This window comes from Limnohabitans sp. YIMB22184 (assembly GCF_048020265.1).
Lineage (GTDB): Bacteria > Pseudomonadota > Gammaproteobacteria > Burkholderiales > Burkholderiaceae_C > Limnohabitans_A.
The window spans coordinates 1669139-1696110 of record NZ_CP171843.1; the positions used below are offsets into that span (position 1 = coordinate 1669139).

Here is a 26972-nt window from a genome sequence, read left to right on the forward strand (position 1 = left end):
ATGAAACGTCACAGCACCTGGTAAGCGTGCAACTGCTGTTGGGTCAACGTTGTGTATTCGAACGCTGCATCCGACACCAAGACGCTGGAGCCATCGGAGGCCGTGGCCGTGGTGCGGCCGGCCTCGATCACGCCGATGGCAGGCTCACGCTGCACACCATCGCTTTCCAGGTTGATCTCTTGAATGCCCCAATCGAGCAAATCACGCAGCTCGCCCACATCACTCACGCCGTTGCCGTTGGCGTCTTGCCAAACGTCGAACTCGGCAAACTTCGCGTCCTGTGCGTTGAAGACACCGTCGCCGTTGCTGTCAAAGGCCATGCGCAAACCTTCCAAGTCGGTGTTACCACCGTACTGGGTGAAGGCGTACTGGCTGACGTCGGTCACCAGACCATCGCCAAACTTGTTCCACACCAGCACGCCGTCCTCGCGGGCGGCCCAGGCGCTGAAGTCCATTTGGCCGTCGGTGTTCACGTCCATCAACTGCTGGCTGTAGCAGATGGTGCCGTCGCGGTTCAGGTCGAACACGATGGGGGCAACAACAGGAGCAGACATTACTTCCAGGACCACAAGTCGAGCATTTGAGTCTGCAACGTCGTTCGTAACACTTCCATTCAGGATAGTCACCGTAACGTGCCCCCCAGATGCCGTTTGGGTGGAAGTCCAATAAGCGGACGAGCCAGACCAACCCGTGGGAACCGAAGAAGATGAGTTACCTGGCAGGGCAGTGTCAGTGCTCAAAGCGACCAACTCTTCTTTGGTAGGCAAGACCAAGGTATAGCCGCCCACGATAGCCGTCCGCTCTCCATCAACGCCAAAAGCAGGAGTAGACAGTCCAGTTGTGTCAATACCTGCGTTAAAGAGCGTATCGAGAACATTGTGATCCACAGTATCGTTGGAGCCAGCCAAACCGTTGGCGCTGACGTCGAGGAAGAAGTACACCTTGCCGGTTGAAGAAACACGTTTCTCGATCAGGTTCAGACGAACGCCCGACACCGTACCCAAATCAAAACTAGAGCCAAGATTACTTGCGGAACCTAAAGTAGAGAAGTTCAAAGTTGTGGTGTCGGAGCTTCCAATTCCAGCGTAAGCATTGCCGGCCAGATCAGTGATGGCACTGGAACTGATTTGAACTGCGTACTGCTTCCCAGCTTGCAGGTCTTGTGTCGGATTGATGGACAACTGGTCGCCAGAGACACTGAGTTGGCCTGCAGCGGAGGCCACATCGATGATCACATCGTTTGCACCATCTAGCGCCTTCAGAGTGATTGTCCCGCCTGCACCCAACATCACTTCCTCATTGAACTTCAGGACCAGATTAGCCGTGTTCACCAGTTGCCCGTTATCCAAAGGCGAACTGCTTGACAACGCTGGAGGCGCATTGTCGATAGTCAGATCAAAGGAGCTGCCAACCGCACTTGTATTACCCGCCGCATCGGTGGCCGTGGCCTGCACCTGGTAGCTGCCTTGCGCCAGCGGCGTGCTGGGTGTGAGGGTCCAGACGCCGCTGGCGTTGGCCGTGGTGGTGCCCAGCAGGGTATTGCCGGTATAAACCTTGACGGTGCTACCGGCTTCGGCCGCACCGGTGAAGGTGGGCGTGGCGTCGTCGGTGGTGGTGCCGCTGTCTGCAGCGGTGGGTTGCGAGGCGCCCACGTTGTCGGCGTAGCTGTCGATGGTAGGGCCGGCCGGCGGCGTGGTGTCGATCACCAGCTGACTGGTGGTGCCGCTGTAGGCGGTGCTGCCGCCGTTGGTGGTCACGTTGACCACGCTGCCACTGACCAGGCTGGCCGAGCCGCTGGCGCCGGAGTCGTCAACCAGACGCACAGTCAGCGCACCAGGAGTGGCTGCGCCGTTGTAGCGCACCAAGGTGTCGGCCGCCAGGAACACGGCGGCCGAGTCGCCGGTGCTGGTGGGCAGCGCCGTCCAGCTGCTGCCGTTGAACCATTCATAACCTGCGCTGTTGCCGGTGACGACCACGCCCTTGAAGGTCTGGCCGGCGTTGGCGTCGCTGAAGGCGACTTCGAACAGGCTGGCCACGGTGGCGGCATTGGTCACGGTGGCGGCTGCGCCGGCTGCGGCGCTGGCGTTGTTGTTCACGCTCACGCCGCTGGCCACGAACACGGTGGCACCCTGGTAGCTGTAGGCCACGTAGTTGGTGCCGTTGACAAAGCCCCAGGCGCTGCCGTAGCTGGCGGCCAGGCTGGCACCGCTGGCGGTGGCGCCTTGCGTCCAGCTGCCCACCAGTTGCAGCGCATCGGGTGTGGCACCGCCGTCGCCGTTGACGACCACCATCTTGGCCTCATTGGCCATGGTGCCCGCGTTGTCGGTGACTTGCTGGCCCATGCGAGCCACAGAGGCAGGGTCGAGCTTGAGGGTGTTGACCACGCCGGTGCTGCCGCCGAGGTTGAACACGCCAAAGTTGCCCACCTTGGACGCCACGGTGGCGTTGGTCAGGTCGAGCGTGCCCGCTGCCGTGGTGGACAGCGTGAGCGTGTTGATGCCCGTGCCGCCGCCCAGCAGCATGGTGTTGCTGTTGCCCAGCTGGGTGAGGTTGTCGTTGTTGGTGATGACGGTGTCGTTACCCGCGCCAGCCAGGATGCGGTCGGCGCCGCCGTTGGCGGTGAAGGTGTCGTCCAGGTCGCCACCGGTGAAGGTGTCGGTGGCGTTGGAGGCACCGCCGGTTTGCACGAGGGTGCCGGTGGGGCCAAAGTTCATCACCTTGAGACTGTGCTCACTGGTGTAAGTGGGGTTGGCCACCTCGTCCTGGTAGCTGACCTGGAAACCGCCGTTGTCCAGCGCCAGCAGGCTGAAGCTTTCCAGATTTTCTGGGTACGAAGCCTCGTCCACCATGAAGAAGGGCACTTTCACGCTGCCGTCCGGATTGACGATCATGGCGAACACACCGTACTTGCCCGTGGCATTGACGGACGCGGTCGCCACGATGACGATGCTGCCGTCCTTGAGCTGCACCACATCTTGCGGGTAGCTGTATTGGTAGGTGTAGCCCGCTGGCACCACGTTGGAAATCCGGTACTCGAACAGGTTGTCCACGCTTTGGGTCAGCGGATTGACCAGCATCAGTTTGAGCGCGTAGCCAGAGAAGGCATCCACGCCACTGCCCAGAACCGCCAGCTTGCCGTTGCTGAGCAAGGTGGTCTGAATGTCGCCGGCGCTGTAGACAAAGTCCACATCGAAACTGACGGGTGTGAGACTGCCTGGCGCAAAGTGCATCAGCTTGACGTAGCGGTCAAAGGCCCCTTCGAGGGTGAGCACAACACTGCCGTCAGCCAGCAGGACCGGGTTCAGGTTGCTGTAGGTGCTGACCCCTCCGATGAGGGCCGTCGGCCCTTCCAGGATATCGCCTGTGTTGGCATTGACCTTGAGCGAGTACACGGTGCTGCCGTTGGTGTAAACGACGGCCAGAGTGTTGTCGTCAATCAACCAGTTGGACGTCATGTACACGCCGGTGATGCCGCTGTAGTTGATGGGCGTTTGCGGTACACCGTTGGCACTCACACGCGTGAGCGTGAGGGTGCCGTTGGCGATCTCGCCATTGATGTTCCGGGCACCAGTGATGTAGAAGTTGCCCAGGCTGTCAGGGCTGAGGCTGACGCCCGCCGTCTTGTCGCCCCAACCGCTGGTCAATGTGTCGCTGGACACGTTGGTGGACAGGATGGCCCCGGTGGCCGAATCCACCACGCTCACGGCGCCCGTGGTCACAGAGTTCACCGGCGATCCGCCAGCCGCAAACCACTGGGTGCTGTTGCGTTGGACCAAATAGGTCTTGTCGCCCACCTGGTAATGCGCTGCATAAGTGAGGTAAGGGCTGCCAGCCGTGAGGACATCCGTGCCTGCGGGCGCAGGCGCTGCACCGAAGTACTGCGTAGCCGTTGCGCCCTGCCCGGCCACGCCGGTGCTGACGCTGGTGTAACTGCCGCCGGCCACGCTCACGCCGATGGCATCGCTGCCGGTGGACGGTGCGGTCACGACCAGGGTGTACTGGGTGTCAGACACCTTGGTGAAAGCGCCCTTGGTGCCGGCGCTGATGCTCACGTCATCGGCCGTGAAGCCGCTCACCGCCTCGTTGAAGGTGAAGGTGAAAGTCACGTCGCTGCTGTTGGCGGCGCTGCTGGCGCTCACGTTGTCGGTGATGCTGACCTGTGACACCGACAGCGCGGCCAGCGGGCTGCTGATGCTGCTTTGCAGCACATTGGGTGCGGTGTTGGCATCAGCCTGCAGGCCGATCTTGTACTCCAGGACCGCCGAGCCGATGTTGCCGGCTATGTCTTCCACGCGGGCCAGGTAGCGGACCTGGGTGTTGTAGGCCGTGGTGTTGGTGGCGTCGTCAATGGTCCAGGTGGACTGCCCGCCGGCGTTCACTGTCACGGTGGCGTTGCCGACCTTGACGAGCGCGTTGACCCAGCTGCTGCCGTCCCACTGGTAGTACACGCTTTCATTCATCTTGGGCTTAGTCAGCAGGGTGCTGCCGCTGTAGACGCTGAAGCTGTAGGTGGAGGTGCGGACCACTTCGACGATGTCGCCGGCGTTGGGGGCCGTGGGCAGGTAGATGTTGGCCGCGTAGCCACCGTCAATGACGTTGTAGGTGAGCTTGCTGTAGCCACTGGCAATCTGGCCTGGGGCGTTGTTAACCTGGGTCTGGCTGACGGCACCGGTCATGTCGGGCGAGCGGTAGACGACCAAGCTTTCGTCGCTGGCCAGCGCGGTGCCGGCAGTGGCCCCGCCCAGCATGCCGATGACGGTGGGCGTGAGGTCGTCGGTGGTGCCGCCTTTAGCCACCGTGCCGGTCTGCAAGCCGTAGTTGTCGTTGATGCTGGTGATGACCAGGCTGGGGCTGGAGACGATGGTGTCGACCGTGACGGTCAGTGCCGGGCTCTTGCCGCTTTCGTTGCCGGCAGCGTCGGTGAGCGTGTACGTCAGGGCATGCTCACCGCTGGACAGCGGGCTGTTGGGCGTGAGAAGGCCGGTCAGCGGGTCGTAGGTGGCAGCGACCTTGACACCATCGACATACAGGCTGGGCAGGTCGGTCTGACCAGCGCCGATGTTCAGAACCGGCGTGGTGTCGTCGGTGACGGATGCAGTGCTGGCCGCATTCTGGATGGTGCCAACGTTGTCGACGAAGTTCTGCGGTGCACTGCCCGGGTTGGTCGGGGCTGTGGTGTCAATCCAGAGGCCGCTGGTCTTGTTGCCGTTGGCGTCGAACTGCTGGGCATGAACGGTGTAGTCGCCGAGGTATTGGTCACCGTATGTCCAGGTGACGGCAAAGCCGCCGTCGGCCTTGGGCACGACGCTGGCGAACCATTGCCAGTTGGCGGTGTCGGTGTTGACGTTGAGGGCACTGCCCAGCGGCGTGCCGGTGTTGCTGAAAATCTGGCCCTTGAGGTCATAGCCTTTGTTGCCGGCCATGTCGTATTCGGCCCAGATGGCAACGATGCGCCCGTCGCTCAGGAAGGTGACGTCGCCGTAGCCTTCGTAGCCACCCGCGGAGCGGGTGTAGACCGGAATCTCACCGGTGCGGGCGCTGCCGTCGGCGTTGAAGATGCGCAGGTTCTGCGCCAGAGACATGCCGTCCTGGCCCCAGGACATCCACGAGACGACATACGAGCCGTCGGTGTGGGTGCTGATGGCCGGCTGCACCTGGTTGTTGGTGCTGACGGTGCTGACCTGGGCGGCGCTGTTGGACGCGCTGAGGTTGGCGTTGAAAGTCTGCGCGTACACGCCGGTGCCGTCGCCGTCACCCAGAGCTTGCCAGGTGACGATGAGCTTGCCGTTGGTGCCGGCCGCGATGTCGAGGTCGCGGTTGGCGCCATAGGTGCCGTTGATCGGACCGGAGGCAGTGAAGCTGGCCAGCTGGGTGGCGCTGGTCTTGAGGCTGCCGTTGGCGCCGTAGACGCTGCCCCAGACCGTGCTGGTGCCGGCGTTGTCTACACGCCAGACCACGGCCACATCGCCATTGCTCAGGGTGGTGGTCTGAGCGTTGCTGCCCGCATTGGCCACGTTGAATTGCGGCACGGTGACGCTGCCCGTGTTGCCAATGAACACGCCGGCCACGCCGCCGGTTTCCACTTCGGTGGCCACGAAGGCACCGCCGGGCACCGCCGTGACGTCGGGCAGGATACCCGTCTGGCTGATGACAAAGCTGCCACCCAGGGGCAGGCCCTTGGCGTCATAGAGGCGGCCCACGGTGTAGGTGTCGTTCGTGCCGGTGCCCCGGTAGTAGACGACCAGGGTGTTGCCGTTGTCGAGCTGGACGACCTTGGCGTCGGTCTGGGCGTTGAGAGTGTGGACCGGCACTTGCTGCTCGGTGCTGTAGCCGAGCTGGGCGCTGTCGCTGATGACGCCGCTCAGCGTCTGGCGCACCTGGATGCTGCCGGCGCTGTACTGGCCCTGGGGCAGCACGAAGCTGGTGCCGGAGCCGGTGGCCCAGGTCTGGCCGTTGTCGGTGCTGTACTGCCAGGTGGCACCACCGACCAAACCACTGACGTTGATGGTGCCATCGGCGGTAATGCCGTCAATGGCCAGCCAGCCGCTGTCGCTGGACAGCGACAAAGTGGGTGCCTGCAGGCTACGGTTTAGCGCAAATATGCTGGTGGTGCTGGTCGGGCTGATGTTGCCCACTGCGTCGGTCACGGTGGCCACGACGGTGTAGTTGCCGTCTTCGTCAATGGCACTGGTCGGAATGGTGACCGGCGCGGTGCCGTTGGTCACGTCTGCCGGCAGCACGGTGTACACGAATTGACGCAGATCGCCGCTGGGGTCAGTGACAGTGAGAGTGATCACATCACCAGCCAAAGTTCCCGCAGGCAAGTCGACAGTGGTTTGCACACCATCGGTGGCCTTGGTGGCGTTGATCCCACCTTGCAAGGCTTCGGTGACGCTCAAGGTTGGTGCACCGGTGGACTGGGTGTCGACCTCGTAATTGGCCGAGGTGGTCAGCGCGTTGGCGTTACCTGCTGCGTCGGTCACGCCGCCCGCATTGAGCTTGATCACGTTGGTGCTGTCTTCCACGGTCGAATTGGGCGTGAAGGTGGCTGTCCAGGTGATGCCGCCGTCGGTGCTGACGGGGTTGCTGATCGTGCCGTTTTCGACCACAAAGTCGCCCGCCGTGAGGCCGGTGACGGCTTCGCTGAAGGTGATGGTGGCGGTGGCTGTCTCGTTGGCCGCCAGCACGGTGTCGCTCAGCGTGATGGTGGCGGTGGGCGGCGTGGTGTCGGTAAAGCTGACGTTCACGTCAGCGTCGACCAAGGCCTGCGCCTGGGTGGTGCTGTGGTCATAGACCTTGTAAGTGATACCGTTCTTGACGACGTCGCCCTTGTAGGTCCAAACGCCGGTCAAGCCGGTGTTGCCCAGCACGCTGTTGCTGCTGAAGCCGTCGGTCGCGAGCTCGTTGAGCACCAGGCTGTCGCCCACTTGGCCGTTGACCACGAACTGCACTTTGTCCGCACTGCTGGTGCCACCATTTTGGGCGTTGTCCACCGATATGAAGTTGTAACCCGAAAGGTTGGCACTGCCCAGAGACAGCACGCTGTTGGCCGACAAGGTCAGCTTGCTGCTGCCGCCCTGCATCTCGAAGACTTCAACCTCCTGAATAGGCTTGACCGTCTGGTTGCTGGTGATGGCCGTCACGTCCAGCTGGGTGCCTGCAGCGAGCTTGAGGGTGTCCACCCCGGCGCCGCCGTCGATGCGACCGCCTGAAGCGAGGACGCTTTGCAGTGCTGTGGCTGTATTGGCCGTGATGGTGTCATTACCCGCAACCGAATCAAGTGCGTCTTTGGTGTAAGTGAGGGCGGCGTCGTTGCCGGCGGTCACGCCGTTGGGCATGCTGTTCGCCACGAGCGTGCCGTTGGTGGCTGGTGCATTGGTGGCGAAGGAAACGTTGTCGACAATCACATCGCCATACGACTGTGGGACACCTGTGTTGAGGTTGGTTCCCCAAAGCGACAGGGTGATGGTCTTGGTGCTGGTGGCGGTATAGACGACGGTGTAGTGACCGCTTTCCTTGTTGTTGACGTTGTAGATGGTCAGCGAAGTGCCGTCCACATCCGTACCCAAACTTCCGCCACCCGCAGTGCCATCACCCAGGTTGGTGGCATAGTCGAGCTTGAAGGTGTAGGTCTTACCCGCTTCCACCTGGGCCGTGGTCTGCCAGAACACGGCCTTGGTGCTGCTGGCAATGTTCGCCATTAGCACGTTTCCAGCCATGGTCCCGTCAGGGTTGGCCACAGCGGCAATGGCCTTCTTGGTCCAGCTGATGTTTGTAGCCGTGCCTGAGGTCGTGGTATTGGTGATGCCTGTGTTCAGGACGGGTGAGCCAATGCCAGCATTACTGGTCGCGACGTCGTAGTTGACGTTGTCAACCCAGGTCACACCAGGCGCGGTAAAGCCGCTCAGTGCATCGGTGCTGAAGTCGCCGTTGCTGAGCTGGCTCGCGCCGGATGAACTGGTCACAGTCCAAAGAGTGGAGTACACGCTCTGGTTACCCGCCGTGTCCACTTGCACCGCCGAGAAGGTGTGGGCGCCTGCCGTGGGCGCTGCGATGGTGGCTGTCCATTCGCCACTGCCGTTGGCCGTGGTGGTGGCCACCAGGTTGCTGCCGGTGCTGTCGTACACGTAAACCGTGGCGTTGGCTTCGCTGGTGCCAGTGATGGTGGTGACCGTGTTGGCGGTGCTGCCGCCCGAGCTGATGCTGGTGCCGGCGCTGTCTTTGACGCTGGTGATCTGGGGGGCTAACGCGCTCAGGTCGGCGTTGACGAGCTGCGTCTGCACAGGGCCACTGTTGCCTGCAGCGTCCACCACTTTGGCGGTATAGGTCCAGCTGCTGCTGTAGTCCTCGGTGTCGGTGATGGCCCAGGCGGTGCGGGCGGCGTTGAGCGTGGCGTAGCCGATGAAGGTGGCACCGTTGTTGGTGTAGACGGCGACCTTATCCGTGGCCGCCAAAGCGGCACTCACGGTGCCCGAGACCAGACGGCCGGCGCTGGCGTCGGACGTAGTCCAGTCGGCGGTCGCTGTGCCCGTGCTGGTGTCCTTGGTCATGCTGGAGTAGCTGACCGTCTGACCAGGAGGGGTCACATCGCGCACCAGCGTAGGGCCGTTGGTGTTGATCACGTTGCCCGCAGCGTCGTAGAGCTTGACGCTGACCACACCGCCTGCCGTGATGGCGGCCTGCAACTCGCTGGTCGAGGGCGAACCATCGCTGGTGGTGAAGCTGACGCTGGTGTCCCCTGACCCGATGTCAGCGTCGGTGCCCACGAGGGTGCCGTTCACATAGAACTCGGCCTTGCCGCCCGTGGCTTGTCCAGCGGTGATGCTGGCGGTGATGTCCAACGCGGTGTTGGTGCTGTTGAGCGTGTTGGCCACGACAGTGCCGCCACTGGGGGTGACGGTGACGCTGGTGGCGGCGCTGGGCGCTGTGGCGTCTAGCGTGAAGCTGGTGCTGCCTGCACTGCTGGTGTTGCCGGCGATGTCGGAAGCCACTGCGCTGACGGTGATGGCGCCGTCGCTCAGTTGGTTGGCGCCCGCGCCGAGATCGCTGGCCGACAACTGGACAGACTGCGCACTGCCTGTGCCAATGACGGTCTTGGTGACGGTGGAGCCGTCTGCATCGGTGAAGGTCACGGTCACGGTGGCGCCCGCCTCGGCGGTCACAGTGACCGCGCCAGTGGGTGCTGTGGCTTCGGCCAGGTTGGCACCGTCGCTCACGCCCGTGCCCAGTGCCAGTGTGGGCGTGGTGGGTGCAGTCAGGTCGGTCGTGTTGACCGTGGTGGCCGGACCGGTGTTGCCAGCGGCGTCGGTGGCCGTGGCGCTGTAGTTGCCGGTCAGCGGGCTGGGCGCTGCGGCCAATTCGAGGCTGAAGGCACCGGTGGTGGCATCGGCCGTGGTGGTGTGGGTCACACCGGCGGGGTCGGTGATGGTGACGGTGCTGCCCGGCTCGGCGGTGCCGCTGATGGTGGGCTTGCCGTCGCCGTCGGTGTCTTTGACGGTGACGCTGGTGGGGGCAGCTGGTGCGGTCAGGTCGGTCGTGTTGACCGTGGTGGCCAGGCCGGTGTTGCCTGCGGCGTCGGTGGCCGTGGCGCTGTAGCTGCCGGTCAGCGGGCTGGGCGCTGCGGCCAATTCGAGGCTGAAAGCACCGGTGGTGGCATCGGCCGTGGTGGTGTGGGTCACACCGGCGGGGTCGGTGATGGTGACGGTGCTGCCCGGCTCGGCGCTGCCGCTGATGGTGGGCTTGCCGTCGCCGTCGGTGTCTTTGACGGTGACGCTGGTAGGCGCGTTGGGCACGCCGGTGTCGAGTGTGAAGCTGGTGCTGCCTGCACTGCTATTGTTGCCGGCGGTGTCGGTGGCCACTGCGCTGACGGTGATGGCACCGTCGCTCAACTGGTTGGCGCCCGCACCGAGATCGCTGGCCGACAACTGGACAGACTGCGCACTGCCTGTGCCAGTGACGGTCTTGGTGAAGGTGGAGCCGTCTGCATCGGTGAAGGTCAAGGTCACGGCGGCGCCCGCCTCGGCGGTCACAGTGACCGCACCTGTGACAGCTGTGGCCTCAGCGCTGGTGGCCCCATTGCTCACGCCCGTACCCAAGGCGAGAGTCGGTGTGGTCGGGGCGGTCTTGTCAAGTGCGTCGATCAGCGCTTGCAGTTCGCTCAGGCTGTCGGTCTCGGAACCGTCGTTGGTTTTGGCAGCAATGGCCGCCAGCAATATGGGCAGATTGTTGGCCGTGACGCCGGTGGTGTTCAGGCCGATCTTGGTGAGGTCGGCCACAGTGAGCGCTGGACTGGCTGTACCGTCATTGGCCACCGTCTGGATGGCGTTGGCGATGCGGGCCAGCTCGTTGATCTCGGCGATGGTGTCCACGTCCACCGCTTGCAATGCCCCTACGATGTCGTTGAGCAAAGCCAGGTTTTGCACATCGGTTGCAGCGTCGCCGAGGGTGGCACCGATCGCAGCGTATTGAGCGGCGGAAGGATCTTGGGCGTTGGCATCTGCAGCAGCGCCGTTGGCCTCGGCCAAGATGGCGTTGTAGGCGTCGACGATGACCTGCACTTCACCCGTGGTGTTGGCGGCTTCGCCATTGACGGCAGCGCTGGCCAAGGCGTCTTGTATGGCGACAACGTTGCCAGAGCTGACACCGCTGACACCTGCGCTGTTGAAGTCGGTGGTGGTGGGTGCCGTGCCGGTGGCGCTGACCTGGCCGCTGGTGTTGTTTTCAGCGTAAGCACGGATGGTGTCTAGCGCAGCAGTTTGCGCGGCGATGGCTGCGGCGACCACGGCTTGCACACCCGCTTGGGTGTTGAGCTGCGTGGCGTCGTTGGCCGCCACCAGCGCGGCCTGCACAGCAGGCAGGTTGTCGGCTGTCACACCCGTGATGCCAAGCAATTCCAGTTGCGCTTGGGTGGCGTTGCCGTCCATGACGGCTTGCACGGCGGTGGCCAGAGCTTGCACTTCTGTCACGCTGTCCACGTCGCCCGTGGTTTTGGTCCCGATCACATCGCCCAACAGGGCCTCTTCTGCACCAGCGTCCACACCGTTGACGCCAATGGCCGCGTATTGGGCGGTAGATGGATCTTGGGCGTTGGCATCGGCCGTGGTGCCATTAGCTTCGGCCAGGATGTCGGCGTAGGCGTTGACGATGGTTTGCACTTCGGCTGCCGTGTCGGCCAGTGCGCCGGTGATGTCGGTATCGGCCAGGGCAGTGTTGATGGCAGCCACATTGGTGTCGGTCACGCCGGTCACACCCAAGGCGTCGTAGTCGGCGGTGGTGGGTGCGGGGTTGGTGACCAGGTCTGCGCCGTTGTCCTGCGCATAGGCCGCAATTTTTTTGGCTGCGGCAATGGCGGCACTCACCACGGCTTGCACGCCTGCTTGGGTGTTCAACTCGGTGGCGTCATCGGCCGCCGCCAGTGCGGCTTGCACACTGCTCAGGTTTTCTGGGGTCACGCCGGTGACGCCCAGCGCTTCGAGTTGGGCTTGGGTCGCTATGCCGTCCATGACGGCTTGCACGGCGGTGGCCAGGGCTTGCACTTCGGTGACGCTGTCCACTTCGCCAGTTGTTTTGGTGCCGATCACATCGCCCAGCAGGGCCTCTTCTGCACCAGCGTCCACACCGTTGACGCCAATGGCGGCGTACTGCGCGGCAGACGGATCTTGGGCGTTGGCATCGGCCGTGGTGCCATTGGCTTCGGCCAGGATGGCAACGTAGGCGTTGACGATGGCTTGCACTTCGGCTGCCGTGTCGGCCAGTGCGCCGGTGATGTCGGCATCGGCCAGGGCGCTGTTGATGGCAGCCACATTGGCGTCGGTCACACCGGTCACGCCCAAGGCGTCGTAGTCGGCGGTGGTGGGCGCGGGGTTGGTGACCAGGTTTGTGCCGTTGTCCTGTGCATAGGCCGCAATTTTGTTGGCTGCGGCAATGGCGGCACTCACCACGGCTTGCACGCCTGCTTGGGTGTTCAACTCGGTGGCGTCATCGGCCGCCGCCAGTGCGGCTTGCACACTGCTCAGGTTTTCTGGGGTCACGCCGGTGACGCCCAGCGCTTCGAGTTGGGCTTGGGTCGCTATGCCGTCCATGACGGCTTGCACGGCGGTGGCCAGGGCTTGCACTTCGGGCACTTCGTCCACCTGGGTTGTGGTTTTGATGCCAATCACATCGCCCAGCAGGGCCTCTTCTGCACCAGCGTCCACACCGTTGACGCCAATGGCGGCGTACTGCGCGGCAGACGGATCTTGGGCGTTGGCATCGGCCGTGGTGCCATTGGCTTCGGCCAGGATGGTGGCGTAGGCGTTGACGATAGTTTGCACTTCGTCTGACGTGTCGGCCAGTGCGCCGGTGATGTCGGCATCGTTCAAAGCGCTGTTGATGGCGGCCAAATTATCAGCTGTCACCCCAATGGCACCGGCAGCGGCGTACTGCACCACACTCGGGCTGGTCGCGGTCGCATTGTTGGCTTGCGCAGCGGCTTCGATGGCGGCCAGAGCGTTGGCTTGTGTGGTGGCCGCGCCATCGACGATGGCTTGCAATTCGGCCTGGGTAGCAATCGGCGTGCCGTCGGCGTTGGCGGCGGCAATGGCGGCTTGCACAGCGGCCAGATTGCCAGGGCTGACACCGGTGACCAGCAGATTCAGCTGCGCCTCGCTCGGCGCGGTCTGGCTGGTTCCTGCGGTGTAGGCCACCACAGCGGCCACCGCGTCGGCCAGGGCTTGCACTTCGGTGACGCTGTCCACTTCGCCAGTTGTTTTGGTGCCGATCACATCGCCCAGCAGGACCTCTTCTGCACCAGCGTCCACACCGTTGACGCCAATGGCTGCGTATTGGGCGGCAGACGGATCTTGGGTGTTGGCATCGGCCGTGGTGCCATTGGCTTCGGCCAGGATGGTGGCGTAGGCGTTGACGATAGTTTGCACTTCGTCTGCCGTGTCGGCCAGTGCGCCGGTGATGTCGGCATCGTTCAAAGCGCTGTTGATGGCGGCCAAATTATCAGCTGTCACCCCAATGGCACCGGCAGCGGCGTACTGCACCACACTCGGGCTGGTCGCGGTCGCATTGTTGGCTTGCGCAGCGGCTTCGATGGCGGCCAGAGCGTTGGCTTGTGTGGTGGCCGCGCCATCGACGATGGCTTGCAATTCGGCCTGGGTAGCAATCGGCGTGCCGTCGGCGTTGGCGGCGGCAATGGCGGCTTGCACAGCGGCCAGATTGCCAGGGCTGACACCGGTGACCAGCAGATTCAGCTGCGCCTCGCTCGGCGCGGTCTGGCTGGTTCCTGCGGTGTAGGCCACCACAGCGGCCACCGCGTCGGCCAGGGCTTGCACTTCGGTGACGCTGTCCACTTCGCCAGTTGTTTTGGTGCCGATCACATCGCCCAGCAGGACCTCTTCTGCACCAGCGTCCACACCGTTGACGCCAATGGCTGCGTATTGGGCGGCAGACGGATCTTGGGTGTTGGCATCGGCCGTGGTGCCATTGGCTTCGGCCAGGATGGTGGCGTAGGCGTTGACGATGGCTTGCACTTCGGCTGTGCTATCAGCCAGTGCGCCGGTGATGTCGGCATCGGCCAGGGCACTGTTGATGGCGGCCACATTGGCGTCGGTCACACCGGTCACGCCCAAGGCGTCATAGTCGGCAGTGGTGGGCGCGGGGTTGATGCTGTCGTCTGCGTAAGCGGCGATCTTGTTGGCCGCAGCAATGGCTGCACTCACCACGGCTTGCACGCCTGCTTGGGTGTTCAACTTGGTGGCGTCATCGGCCGCCGCCAGTGCGGCTTGCACGCTGCTCAGGTTTTCTGGGGTCACACCGGTGATGCCCAGCGCTTCGAGTTGGGCTTGGGTCGCTGTGCCGTCCATGACGGCTTGCACGGCGTTGGCCAGAGCTTGCACTTTGGGCACCGTGTCGACGTCGGTGCCGGCTTTGGCGTCCAGCACGTCGCCCAGCAAACCTTCTTCTGGTGCGGTGTCGACACCGTTGACCCCAATGGCGGCGTATTGGGCTTGGGTGGGGTTAGCGGCATCGTTGTTGGCCGTGCCGTCTGCGCTTTGCAAGATGGCAGCATAAGCATCCACGATGGCCTGCACTTCGGTGCGCTGGTCGGCTTCGGTGCCGATGATGTCCGGGTCTGCCAGGGCGCTGTTGATGGTGGCCACAGAGGGCTGACCTGCACCGCCGATACCGGTGACGCCGAGGGCGATGTAGTCGCCCAGCACGGGCGTGAGGCTGGCGTTGCTGGCGGCAGCAGCGCCGTCGTCTTGTGCGTAAGCGGCCAGCTTGTCGGCTGCTGCGTTGTAGGCGGACAGCGCAGCTTGAACCAAGTCCGCCAGCTCTTGCTGGGTGGCCAAGGGTGTGCCGTCGTTGTTGGCGGCATGGATGGCGTTGCGCACGGCCAGCAAGGCTTCGTCGGTGACAACGCTGGCACCCAGCGGCGTGCTAGCGCCCGTGGGCGTTTGGCCCGCCACGAGTGCGTTGATTTGGTCAGCGGTAGCGGTCAAGTCGGCGGTGGTGCTGAAAACGGTGGCCACGGCAGTGGCCAAGGTTTGCAGAGCCTCGGCGCTGTTGACGTCACTGGTTTGCTTACCGTCGACCACGTCGCTGAGCAACACGGCGTGGGTGTTGTCCAAGCCGGTCAGGCCCAGCAGCTGGTAGTCGGCCAGGGTAGGCGCGGCAGCGCCCGAGTTGCTGTCGGTGCCATCGGCCGCATTGAAGACTTTTTGGTAGGTGTTGACCAGGGTTTGGACTTCGGCGGCGGTGTTGACGGCCGCATCGTTGACAGCAGCGGTGTTGAGCACGCTGTTGATGGCGGCCAGGTTCGTGTTGGAGACACCGCTCACACCCAGGTCGGTGTAGTCAGCCACTGTGGGGGTGGTGGCAGTGGCGGTGTTGTTCAGCGCGGCGGTTTCAATGGCGTTGAGGGCTGCATTGAACTGGTCGACGGCGCTCTTGACAACGGCAGCCAGTTCAGCCTGGTTGGAAATCGCGGTGCCATCGCTGTTGGCCGCGTCGATGGCCGCTTGCACGGCTTTGAGCGCATCGTCGCTGACCGGGGCTGCGCCCAAGGTCGCGCCGCCCGTGGTCTGACCGGCCACCAACGCGTTGATTTGCGCGGCAGTCGGAGCCACATCGCTGGCCGGGTCGTCGTAGCCAAGAACGGCTTGGGCAGCGTTGGCCAGGGCTTGCACCTCGGCCACGGTGTCGATGTCGCCGTAGCTCTTGCCGTTGACCACGTCGCTCAGCAGCACCGCACTGGCTTCGGTGACACCCGTCACGCCAATGGCGGCGTAGTCGGCCGCAGTGGGCTGTGCCGGGGCGTTGCTGTCGTTGCCGTCGGCTGCAGTGATGATCTTGTTGTAGGCGTTGACGATGGCCTGCACTTCGGCGGCGCTGTCGGCGTCGCCGCGGTCGTCAACTGTGCCCAGGGTGTTGTCTGCGCCGTTTTGGCTGTTGATCGCGTCGTTGATGGCGGCCAGGTTGGCGCTGCTGACACCGGTCACGCCTGCAGCAGCGTAGTCGGTGGTGGCAGGCGCTACGGCGCCGGTTTCGGCGTAGTCAGCGATCTTGTCGATGGCCGTGTCGTAAGCGGCGATTGCGGTGTTGAGGATGCCTTGCAACTCGCTGAGCGAGTCTGTGGCGGTGCCGTCATTGGTCTGAACAGCAATGGCCGCGAGCACGGCTGGCAGGTTGTCGGCGGTCACGCCCGACAGGCCGATCTTGGCCAAGTCTTCGGCGGTGAGCGCCGGGGTGGGCGTGCCATTGGCGGCCAGCGTCTGGATGGCGTTGGCGATGCGGGCCAGTTCGTTGATTTCACCCACCGTGTCGACATCGGCCTTTTGCGCGGCACCCACGATGTCGTTGAGCAAGGCGAGATTTTCTGCATCGGTGGCCGCTGCGCCAATGTCGGCTCCAATGGCGGCATATTGCGCGGCAGTGGGATCGCCGTCTGGCGTGGCATCAAGCGTGGTGTCGCCAGCGACGCCGGTGGTGTCGTTGGCCTCGGCCAGGATGGCGTTGTAGGCGTCGACGATGGTCTGAACTTCGGCCGCGTTTTCCACCTCAGCGCCGGTGATGGGCGTGGTGTTGAGCACGCTGTTGATGGCGGCCAGGTTGTCTGCGGTGACCCCGGTCACACCCAGTGCGGTATAGATCGCCTGGCTGGGGGAGCTGCTGGTGGCGTTGTTGTTGTTGGCGGCAGCCTGGATCTCGGTCAAAGCCGAGTCGAAGCTGGTGGTGGCTGCATCGATGATGTTTTGCAACTCGATGAGGCTGTCGGTGGCTGCGCCGCCGTCGGCCTGGGCAGCGAGGGCAGCGCGCACGGTGTTGAGGTTGTCGGTCGTGACGTTGGCCAGACCCACTTTGGCAAAGTCGGCTGGCGTGAGCGATGGGCTGGGCACGCCGCCGGCGACGATTTGCTGGATGGCGTTGGCGATGCGGGCCAGCTCATTGAGTTCGGCCACGCTGTCAACAGCGGATTTTTGCGAAGCGCCCACGATGTCGTTGAGAAGCGCCAAGTTTTCTGCGTCGTTGGCGGCCAAGCCGATGCTGGCACCGACGGTGGCGTATTGAGCGGCCGTGGGGTCGATGGTGGGCGTGGTGTCAGTCACGCTGTCGCCGGTGTTGGCGTCCAGGTCATTGGCCTCTGCGAGGATGGCGTTCCAGGCGTTGACGATGGGCTGGATCTCAGCGGCACTGTCAACCGCCGCGCCATTGACTGGGACCGTGTTGAGGGTGCTGTTGATGGCCGCGACGTTGCCACTGTCTACACCGGTCACACCGGTGTCGGCGTATTGGCTGGTGGTGGGCGTGGTCGAGCTGGCACTGTTGCCTTCTGCCGCACCAGAGATGGCGGACAGCGCACTTTGGTAAGCCGTCAGGGCGTTTTGCACCACAGCGGCAAGTTCTGCCTGCGAAGCAATCGGGCTGGCATCGCTATTGGCCTTGTCGATGGCAGCCTGCACAGCGGCCAGTGCGTCATCTGTCACGGTGCCCACCGGGCTGCCGTTCACACTTTGACCAGCCACCAACGCGTTGATTTGGGCGGCAGTGGGGGCTGTGTCGGTGGCTGGGTCGTCGAAGCCAAGCACCGCTTTGGCGGCATCGGCCAGGGCTTGCAATTCAGGCACAGCGTCCACAGCGGTGCTGGGCTTGCCGTCAACCACGTCAGACAGCAGTGCGGCGGTGGCGGCGTCCACGCCGGTCACGCCGATGGCGGCGTAATCGGCTGCGGCGGGCACAGCAGCGCCGCTCGTGTTGGCGTCCGTGCCGTCGGCGGCGGCCAACACTTTGTTGTAGGCGTTGACGATGGCCTGCACTTCTACAGCAGAGTCAGCGGCAGCGCGGTCGTCGGTGGTGGCGGGGGTGCTGGCGGCTTGGGCGTCGATGGCGCTGTTGATGGCGGCCAGGTTACCGTCGGTGACACCCGTGACGCCTGCAGCAACGTAATCGCTCGTGGCAGGGGCTGGCTGGGTATTGTCAGCAGCGAAATCTGCGATCTTGTCGATCGCGGCCTCGTAAGCAGCGATCGCGGTGTTGAGGATGCCTTGCAACTCGCTCAGGGAGTCGGTGGCGGTGCCCTCATTGGCCTGTGCCGCAATGGCCGCGAGCACGGCGGGCAAATTGTCGGCGGTGACGCCAGACAGACCGACTTTGGCCAGGTCTTCGGCGGTGAGTGCAGGACTGGGCGTGCCGTTGGCAGCCACGACCTGAATCGCGTTGGCAATGCGCGCCAGCTCGTTGATTTCGGGGATGCTATCGACATCGGCCTTTTGCGCGGCGCCCACGATGTCGTTGAGCAATGCGAGGTTTTCGGCATCGGTGGCCGCTGCGCCAATGTCGGCCCCGATGGCAGCGTATTGCGCTGCGGTGGGGTCGGCGGTGGGCGTGGCGTCTGGCGTGGTGTCGCCAGCGGCTGCAGTAGTGTCGTTGGCCTCGGCCAAGATGGCGTTGTAGACATTGACCAAGGCTTGGACTTCGGCGGCAGTGTCGACCTTGTCGCTGGTGACCGGGGCGCTGTTGAGCGCGCTGTTGATGGCGGCCAGGTTGTCGGCGGTGACGCCACTGACCCCGGCGTCGGCGTATTGTTGCGCGCTGGGGCTGGTGGCCGTGGCGTTGTTGCTGGCAGCGGCAGCCTGGATGGCGTTGAGCGCGTTGGTGTAAGCAGTGACCGCGTTGTCGATCAGGGTTTGCAGCTCGGCTTGGGTAGCGATCGGCGTGCCGTCAGCATTGGCCGCCGCAATGGCAGCCTGAACAGCGGCCAGGTTGTCGGCGGTAACGCCGGTGGCCAGCAGGCCCAACTCGTCCACGCCAGGCGCGGTTTGGCCATTGCTGCCGGTGTAGGCCACCGTGGTGGCCACGGCGTCGGCCAAGGCTTGCACCTCTGCCACGGTGTCGACTTGGTCGGCTGTTTTGGTGCCGATGATGTCGCCGAGCAAGGCGGTTTCAGCACCGGCGTCCACACCCGTCACGCCAATGGCGGCGTAGTTGGAAGCAGACGGATCTTGGGCGGTGACGTCTCCGCTGGTGCCATTGGCTTCGCGCAAGATGGCATTGAAACCATCGACGATGGCCTGCACCTCGGCAGTGGAATCGGCGGCCTCGCCGTTGACCAAGGCACTGTTGAGCGCATCGTTGATGGCGGTCAGGTTGTCGGCCGTGACGCCCGAGACCGCGATGGTGCTGTATTGGGTCAAGCTGGGGCTGGAGCCATTGGCAGTGTTGCCTTGGGCAGCATCGCGGATGGCGTTCATGGCCACAGTGAAGTTGCCAGCTACGCCGTCCACAATCGCCTGGAGTTCGGCCAGGCTGTCGGTGGCAGCACCTTCATCATCTTTTGCGGCAATGGCGGCCAGCACAGCCGTCAGGTTGGCTGGCGTGACGTTGACCAGACCGGCTTTGCTGAGGTCATCGACCGTCAGGGCTGGGCTGGGCGTTTGGCCTGCTGCGGTTTGCTGGATAGCGTTGGCAATGCGTGCCAGCTCGTTGATCTCGGCGATGCTGTCTACACCGGTGGTAGCTTGCGCACCCACGATGTCGTTGAGCAAAGCCAGGTTGTCGAGATCGGTGGCCGCTGCGCCAATGTTGGCACCAATGGCAGCATATTGGGCGGCCGATGGATCTTGGGCATTGGCGTCTGTGGCTGTGCCGTTGGCTTCTGCCAGGATGGCGTTGTAGGCGTTGACGATGGCCTGCACTTCGGCAGCGCTGTCGGCATCGCCACGGTCATCGGTGTTGCCCAGGGTGTTGTCTGCACCGTTCTGGTTGTTGATGGCGTCGTTGATGGCGGCCAGATTGGCTTCGCTCACACCCGTCACACCGGCGGCGGAGTAGTCACCCACAGCAGGAGCCGTGGTGCCGGTCTCGGCGTAGTTGGCGATCTTGTCGATGGCCGCTGTGTAAGCGTCGAGCGCGGCTTGAACCACATTGGCCAGTTCTTGCTGGCTGGCAATGGGGGTGCTGTCGCTGTTGGCGGCATCAATGGCTTGTTGCACAGCAGCCAGGGCATCGGCCGTCACGGTGTCGGCAGGCAGCACAGCGCCGCCGGTGGGCGTCTGGCCCGCGACGAGCGCGTTAATTTGCGCTGCGGTAGGCGCCGTGTCGGTGGGCTGGTCGTAGCCGGTCACGGCCTTGGCTGCGTCGGCCAAAGCTTGCACTTCGGCCACGGTGTCGACGGCGTATGTGGTTTTGCCATCGATTACATCCGACAGCAAAGCGGCAGCGGCGGCGTCCACACCGGTCACGCCGATGGCGGCGTAGTCGGCGGCGGTGGGCACAGCGGTGCCGCTGGTGTTGGTATCCGTGCCGTCGGCAGCGGCCAAAACCTTGTTGTAAGCGTCGACGATGGCTTGCACTTCAGCGGCGGTGTTGGCACCCTCGCGGTCGTTGGCATTGCCCACGGTGGTGTCTGCGCCGGCCTGGCTGTTGATGGCATCGTTGATGCTGGCCAGGTTGACGCTGCTGACCCCGGTGATGCCTGCGGCGGCGTAGTCGGTGGTCGCAGGAGCAACAGCACCGGTTTCGGCATAGTCGGCGATCTTGTCGATGGCGACTTCGTAAGCAGCGATCGCGGTGTTGAGGATGCCTTGCAACTCGCTCAGGGAGTCGGTGGCGGTGCCCTCATTGGCCTGTGCCGCAATGGCCGCGAGCACGGCGGGCAAATTGTCGGCGGTGACGCCAGACAGACCGACTTTGGCCAGGTCTTCGGCGGTGAGTGCAGGACTGGGCGTGCCGTTGGCAGCCACGACCTGAATCGCGTTGGCAATGCGCGCCAGCTCGTTGATTTCGGGGATGCTATCGACATCGGCCTTTTGCGCGGCGCCCACGATGTCGTTGAGCAATGCGAGGTTTTCGGCATCGGTCGCCGCTGCGCCAATGTCGGCCCCGATGGCAGCGTATTGCGCTGCGGTGGGGTCGGCGGTGGGCGTGGCGTCTGGCGTGGTGTCGCCAGCGGCTGCAGTAGTGTCGTTGGCCTCGGCCAAGATGGCGTTGTAGGCATTGACCAAGGCTTGGACTTCAGCGGCAGTGTCGACCTTGTCGCTGGTGACCGGGGCGCTGTTGAGCGCGCTGTTGATGGCGGCCAGGTTGCCGGCGGTGACGCCACTGACCCCGGCGTCAACATATTGTTGCGCTGTGGGGCTGAGCGTGCCTGAGGTGCTGGCGTTGTTGTTGCCAGCGGCCTCCTGGATGGCATTGAGCGCGTTGGTGTAAGCGGCTGTCGCGTTGCTGACGACGCCCTGCAGCTCGCTCAAGGAGTCGGTGGCAGTGCCGTTGTCGGCCTGGGCTGCAATGGCCGCGAGCACGGCGGGCAAATTGTCGGCGGTGACGCCAGACAAACCGATCTGGGCCAGGTCTTCGGCGGTGAGTGCCGGGTTGGGCGTTTGGCCTGCTGCCGTTTGCTGGATGGCGTTGACAATCCGGGCCAACTCGTTGATGTCGGCGATGCTGTCCACATTGCTCGTTTGCGAGGCGCCGACGATGTCGTTGAGCAGCGCGAGGTTTTCGGCATCGGTCGCCGCCGCGCCAATGTCGGCCCCAATGGCAGCATATTGCGCGGCAGTGGGATCGCTCTCTGGCGTGGCATCAGGCGTGGTGTCGCCTGCTGCGGCGGTGCTGTCGTTGGCCTCGGCCAAGATGGCGTTGTAGGCGTTGACGATCGCCTGGACTTTGGCAGCGGTGTCGGCATCGCCACGGTCATCGGCATTGGCCAGCGTGTTGTCTGTGCCGTTTTGGTTGTTGATGGCGTCGTTGATGGCCGCCAAATTACTGTCACTCACGCCCGTCACGCCTGCAGCCTCGTAGTCAGAGGTGGCGGGGGCTGTAGTGCCTGTCTCGGCGTAGTCGGCGATCTTGTCGATGGCCAAGGCATAAGCGTCCATCGCAGCTTTGACCACATCGGCCAGTTGCTGCTGCGTCGCCAGGGGCGTGCCGTCGCTGTTGGCGGCGTCGATGGCGGCCTGAACGGCTTTGAGCGCGTCGTCGGTAATAGGGTTGGTCAAGGTGCTGCCGCCAGCTGTCTGGCCTGTGACCAGGGCGTTGATCTGGTCTTTGGTCGGCGCGGTGTCTGTCGCCGGATCGTCGTAGCCGATCACGGCTTTGGCCGCATAAGCCAGGGCCTGGACTTCCGCCACGGTATTCACAGCCTCAACTGTCAAGCCGTTGATCACGTCCGACAACATCGCGGCAGTGGCGTCGGTGACGCCCGTCACGCCAATGGTGGCGTAGTCCGCTGCAGCGGGCAGAAGTGGGGTGTTGCTGTCATTGCCGTCAGCGGTGCTCAAAATCTTGCTGTAAGCATTGACGATGGCCTGAACTTCGGCTGGGCTGTCAACGGCGCTGCTATCGTTGCCATTGCCCAGCACGCTGTCGCTGCCGGTCTGGCTGTTGATGGCGTCGTTCACGGCAGCCAGGTTGCCCCCTGCGCCACCGGTCACGCCGGTTACGCCTGCATTGGCGTAATCGGTGACGGTAGGCGCAGTTGTGCCTGTAGCGGCATAGTCGGCAATCTTGCCGATGGCCGCGCTGAGCGTGACGCTCAGGGTACCTGCGGCACTGTTGTTGCCGCTTGCGTCTTGGCTGGTGATGCTGAGGGTGTAGACGCCATCTTGCGCCAAGAGGGTGTTGGGCAGAGTCAGGGTGGCTGTGCCACTGGCAGCATCCGGGTTGGTCACGGTGTGTGTGAAGCGGCGCTCGACACCATCTGGGCCCGTCACCGTGAAAGTGAGCACGTCGTCCGCCACACTGCCCGAAGGCAAGGTCACGCTGGTTTGCAGACCGTCCGCCAGTTCTGCCGCCGTGATCCCGCTGGACGCTTCGACAATCATCAGCACAGGTACCGATACAGCAGCGGGTGTGCCGTTGGCGTTTTGCCCGGGAACGACTGTATCGAGTGTGAAGCTGACGTTGTTGGCAGCTGCGCCCAAATTACCGTTCAAATCGGTCAGTGTCGCGGTCAAGCTGTAAGCGCCATCGGCACTGGTCGTGGTCTTGGGCACGTTCAAAATGCTCGTGCCCGCAGTCGCTTCCGCATTGGTGACGGTGTGACTGAACTGACGAACGATGCCCAAGGGGTCGGTCACGCTGACGGTCAGAGTTTCGCCAGCTTGCGTACCGGCAGGCAGGCTCACACTGACTTGCAAGCCGTCGCTCAGTTCAGTTGCATTGACGCGCAGATCGGCCGCTTCGGCCAGGGTGACGGTGGGGGCCAATGGGGCCAGGGTATCCACATCGACGGTACGGCTGACCGTGGCTTGACTGCCAAAGGCGTTGGTCACAGCGACGCTGTAGTCAACGTCGCCTTCGGGCAGCAAGGCCACTGCCGAGGCTGGAATAGTGACACGAATCAGATTGCTGCCAGGCGTGGTGCCGGCCAACACTTGGGCGGTGTAACTGGTGCCATTGAGCGTGACAAGGACGTCAGAACCCACGTCGGCATCGGTGGTGCCTGTGAGCACCACGGCCGAGTCGTTTTCAATGGCGTTGATCCGATCGTCACCCGACAAGGGATTGAGCGTGACAACAGGCGGCTGGGTGTTGATGATCAACTCCGCGGCGCTGGCGTCCTCTTTGGTAACGTTGCCAGCGGTGGTGGTCACCTGCACATCGTAGGTGCCGTCAGTGAGCGTCACACCTGCGGCTGCGGTATCCAGGCTCCAGGCTTGGGTGGTGGCGTTGTAGCTCAAGCCCGTTGGCAAGCTAGCGATGGTGCCGCTGATTGTGACGCCGTTGACGATGACCGTGAGCGTGTCACTGGCTTCCAGCGCAATGTAGTTGCTGGCCACAGCAGGATCGGCACCTGGCAGCAGCTTGCGGGCCAGACCCGACAAAATCGGTGTGGTGTCGTTGGTGAGGGTGTTGTTGACGGTGGGTACGTCGGGGCTGGCGGTGTTGGTGCGCAAGCCAAATTGATTGTCAACAATCGGATTGCCCGCTTTGTCGGACGTTTGGGCAATGACTTCGTAGACGTTGCCGTGGTTCAGGGCAATGGCGTCCGGATCGGTGACGGTCACGCTCCAGGTGTTGTCCATCAAGGCACGCGACCTGGGAGCTTGGACAGTGGTGGTGTAAGTCGTGCGGTTGAGCGTGACGTACACCGTCGAGCCCACTTCGGCGTCGGTCACACCACTGAGCACCAGCGGCGTGGCCAGCGTGGTGGGCGAGGTGCCACGTTCAGCGGCATCGAGCTCGCCGACAAACTGGTTTTGGCTCGCATCGACCGTGTCCCCTGCGATGGTGCTCACGCCAAGGCCGGGCTGCGTGGTGTCCAGTGTGAAACTCAAGCTGGCAGTTTGGGTCGTAGCGCCGTTGGCGTGGGCGATCTGGCTGGTGACCGTGTAGTCGCCGTCGACCACCGCACCGCCCGTCTGGACCACAGTTTGACTGAGGACCACTGAGGCAGCACCTGCGGCCAGGTCGTTAGCAGTGAGCACATGGGTGACGACAGCCGGTGTGCCATCGTTGTTGTCGATGGTGAGGGTCAGGGTGTCGCCGACAGCGGCGTCTGCCGGCAAAGTCACCAGGGTTTGGATGCCATCGGCCAGCTCATCAGCGCTGATGCCATTGGTGGCTTCAGCCACGGCGATGACCGGCTGGGCGTTGGCCCAGTTGACATCGCGCACCAGGTCTTGGAGCTCGCCCAGCGTGTCGACACCGGTGCCGCTGTCGTTGGTGGCGGCCACAGCCGCGAGGTATTGGGACAAAAAGGACGGATTGACGCTGTCCAGACCGATGGCTTGCAAGTCAGCTGCGGTGAGCGCGGGGCTGATGGGCGTGGTGCCTGCAGCGGTTAGCACCAACCGGTCAGCAATGCTGGCCAAATTGACCACCGCGGCACCCGGATTGTCACCGGTCAGGGTGGAAGCTGGGGCGTTGTCCACGATTTGGTTGAATAAGGCGAGATCGGCAGGACTGTTGATCACATTGGACAACCCCAGTGCGGCGATGTCGTTTGCATCCAACAAAGGAATGCCTTCTTCTTGACCATTGGCCAAAGCATTGAGTTTGGTCGCAGCATCGACCAGGTCTTGTAATTCTTCCCGGCTGTCGACAGTGGCACCCGTCACCCCTGTGGTGTCAAGCAGGCTGTTGATCAAGCCCACATTGGCCGCAGTCACGCCAGTGACGCCCGCGGCCCCATAGATGATGGGGCTGATGGCCGAGCTGGTGCCGGTGTTGTTTTCGGCGGCGGCAACGATGGTTGCCAGCGCGTTGTTGATGCCGTTGACCAAGGCCTGTAATTCGGCCTGGGTGACGGGCTGGTTGGCATTGGTGCCTGTGGTGTTGGTGTTGGCATCGGCCAACGCAGCCAACACACTGGCAAGGTTGGCGTCGGAGACGCCGGTCACCAAGGCTTGCAGCTGGGCCACTGTGGGGGCTGTGTTGCTGCCGGTATAGACCACGGCCGCTTGAGCAGCATCGGCCAGGCCTTGGATGTCTCCTGCGGTGTCAACAGCTGTGACGGGCTTGCTGTCGATCACATCCGATAACAGTTCGGCGGTGACGTCGTTCACACTCACGCCGATGGCAGCGTAGTCGGCGGCAGTGGGCGTCGCAGTTGCATTCGAATCGGTACCATCCGCAGACGCCAAAATTTTGTTGTACGCATCAACAATGGCTTGCAACTCGGCAGGGCTGTCGGCCTCGACACCAGAAACGCCGGTTGCGCTGGACTGTGCGCCTGTGATGCCTGTGTTCAAGGCGCTGTTGATGGCAGACACGTTGGCATTGGTGACGCCTGTGACGCCGGCAGCTGCATAGTCGGCCGGGTTGAGCGTCGCAGCGGTGTTGTCTTCGGCTTTGGCCGCGATAAAGGCTGCAGCTGCGTTGAGGTCGTCCACGATGGCTTGCAGACCCGCCAAAGTGTTGAGCTGTGTCGCATCGTTGGCTGCCGTCAGTGCGGCTTGCACGGCGGCCAAGTTATCTTGGGTGACGCCGGTCACGCCCAAAATTTCGAGCTGCGCCTGCGTGGCGTTGCCCTCCATGACGGCTTGCACCGCGTCAGCCAAAGCCTGCACTTTGGACACGCTGTCCACATCGCCGGTGTTCTTGATGCCAATCACATCGCCCAACAAGGCTTCTTCTGCGCCGGCATCCACACCTTTCACGCCGATGGCAGCGTACTGCGCTGCAGACGGATCTTGGGCGTTGGCATCAGCATCGCTGCCGTTGGCCTCGGCCAAGATGGCGGTGTAGGCGTTGACGATGGCCTGCACCTCGGCGACGGTATCGGCTGCTTCGCGGTCGTTGGCGTTGCCCACGGCGGTGTCAGATCCCGCTTGCGCGTTGATGGCGCTGTTGATGGCGGCCAAGTTGGCATCGGTGACACCGTTCACGCCTGCAGCAGCGTAGTCGGCAACGGCTGGGGCAACCTGCCCCGTTTCGGCGAAGCTGGCAATCTTCTCCAGAGCAGTCACATCCGCACCTGAATCGCCAGGGCCGGCTGAACCGCCACCGCCACCGCCACCTGCAGCTGCCGCACCCAAAGCGCCTGCGCCGGCCACCAAGGGGTTGAACGCCAACACACCCAAGGCAGCACCGCTGGCATCAGCCACTTCCACGTTGCCCAAAAATGAGTACGCACTGCCACGGGCCTCGGTCAAAGACGTCAATGCACTTTCAGTGTCGCTGCTTTCGACAATGTATTCATAAAAGCTGCCGTTCTCGGCCTCGCCAATCAAGCCCGAAAAACCATCCGGCACCGCGTCGTAGTAACCCTCGAACACCACATGCGGTGCATCCACCCCCTCTTCCAGCATCACCAACAAGTCTTGGCCCACGCGTTTGACCTTGACCATCTCCGGCGCGGTCTGACCTTCACGGGCCAAATCCTTGAATTGGTATTTCAGGCCAGGCTGCACCTTGATGCGCAGCGGTTGGCCTGAACTCGCAGCGGTGAGCTTGACGTCAAAAACCTCTGGCGTCTTACCTTTTGATTGCTGAACGACGACTTGGATTTGGGGTGTTGCCATGGTGGTGATCAATTCGAAAAA

The 26972-nt window shown here is 63.4% G+C and carries 1 protein-coding gene; it reads right to left on the bottom strand.

From position 1 onward, the window contains the following. Positions 1 to 8: 8 nt before the first annotated feature. Positions 9 to 26951, bottom strand: a complete 26943-nt coding sequence (locus tag ACHEXL_RS07850; protein WP_416558784.1) for an Ig-like domain-containing protein — start codon at positions 26949 to 26951, stop codon at positions 9 to 11. Between the last annotated feature and the right edge of the window lie 21 nt (positions 26952 to 26972).

Coding starts and splice junctions, on each gene's coding strand:
- ACHEXL_RS07850 (WP_416558784.1), bottom strand. CDS start 26,951: ATGGCAACACCCCAAATCCAAGTCGTCGTTCAGCAATCAAAAGGTAAG.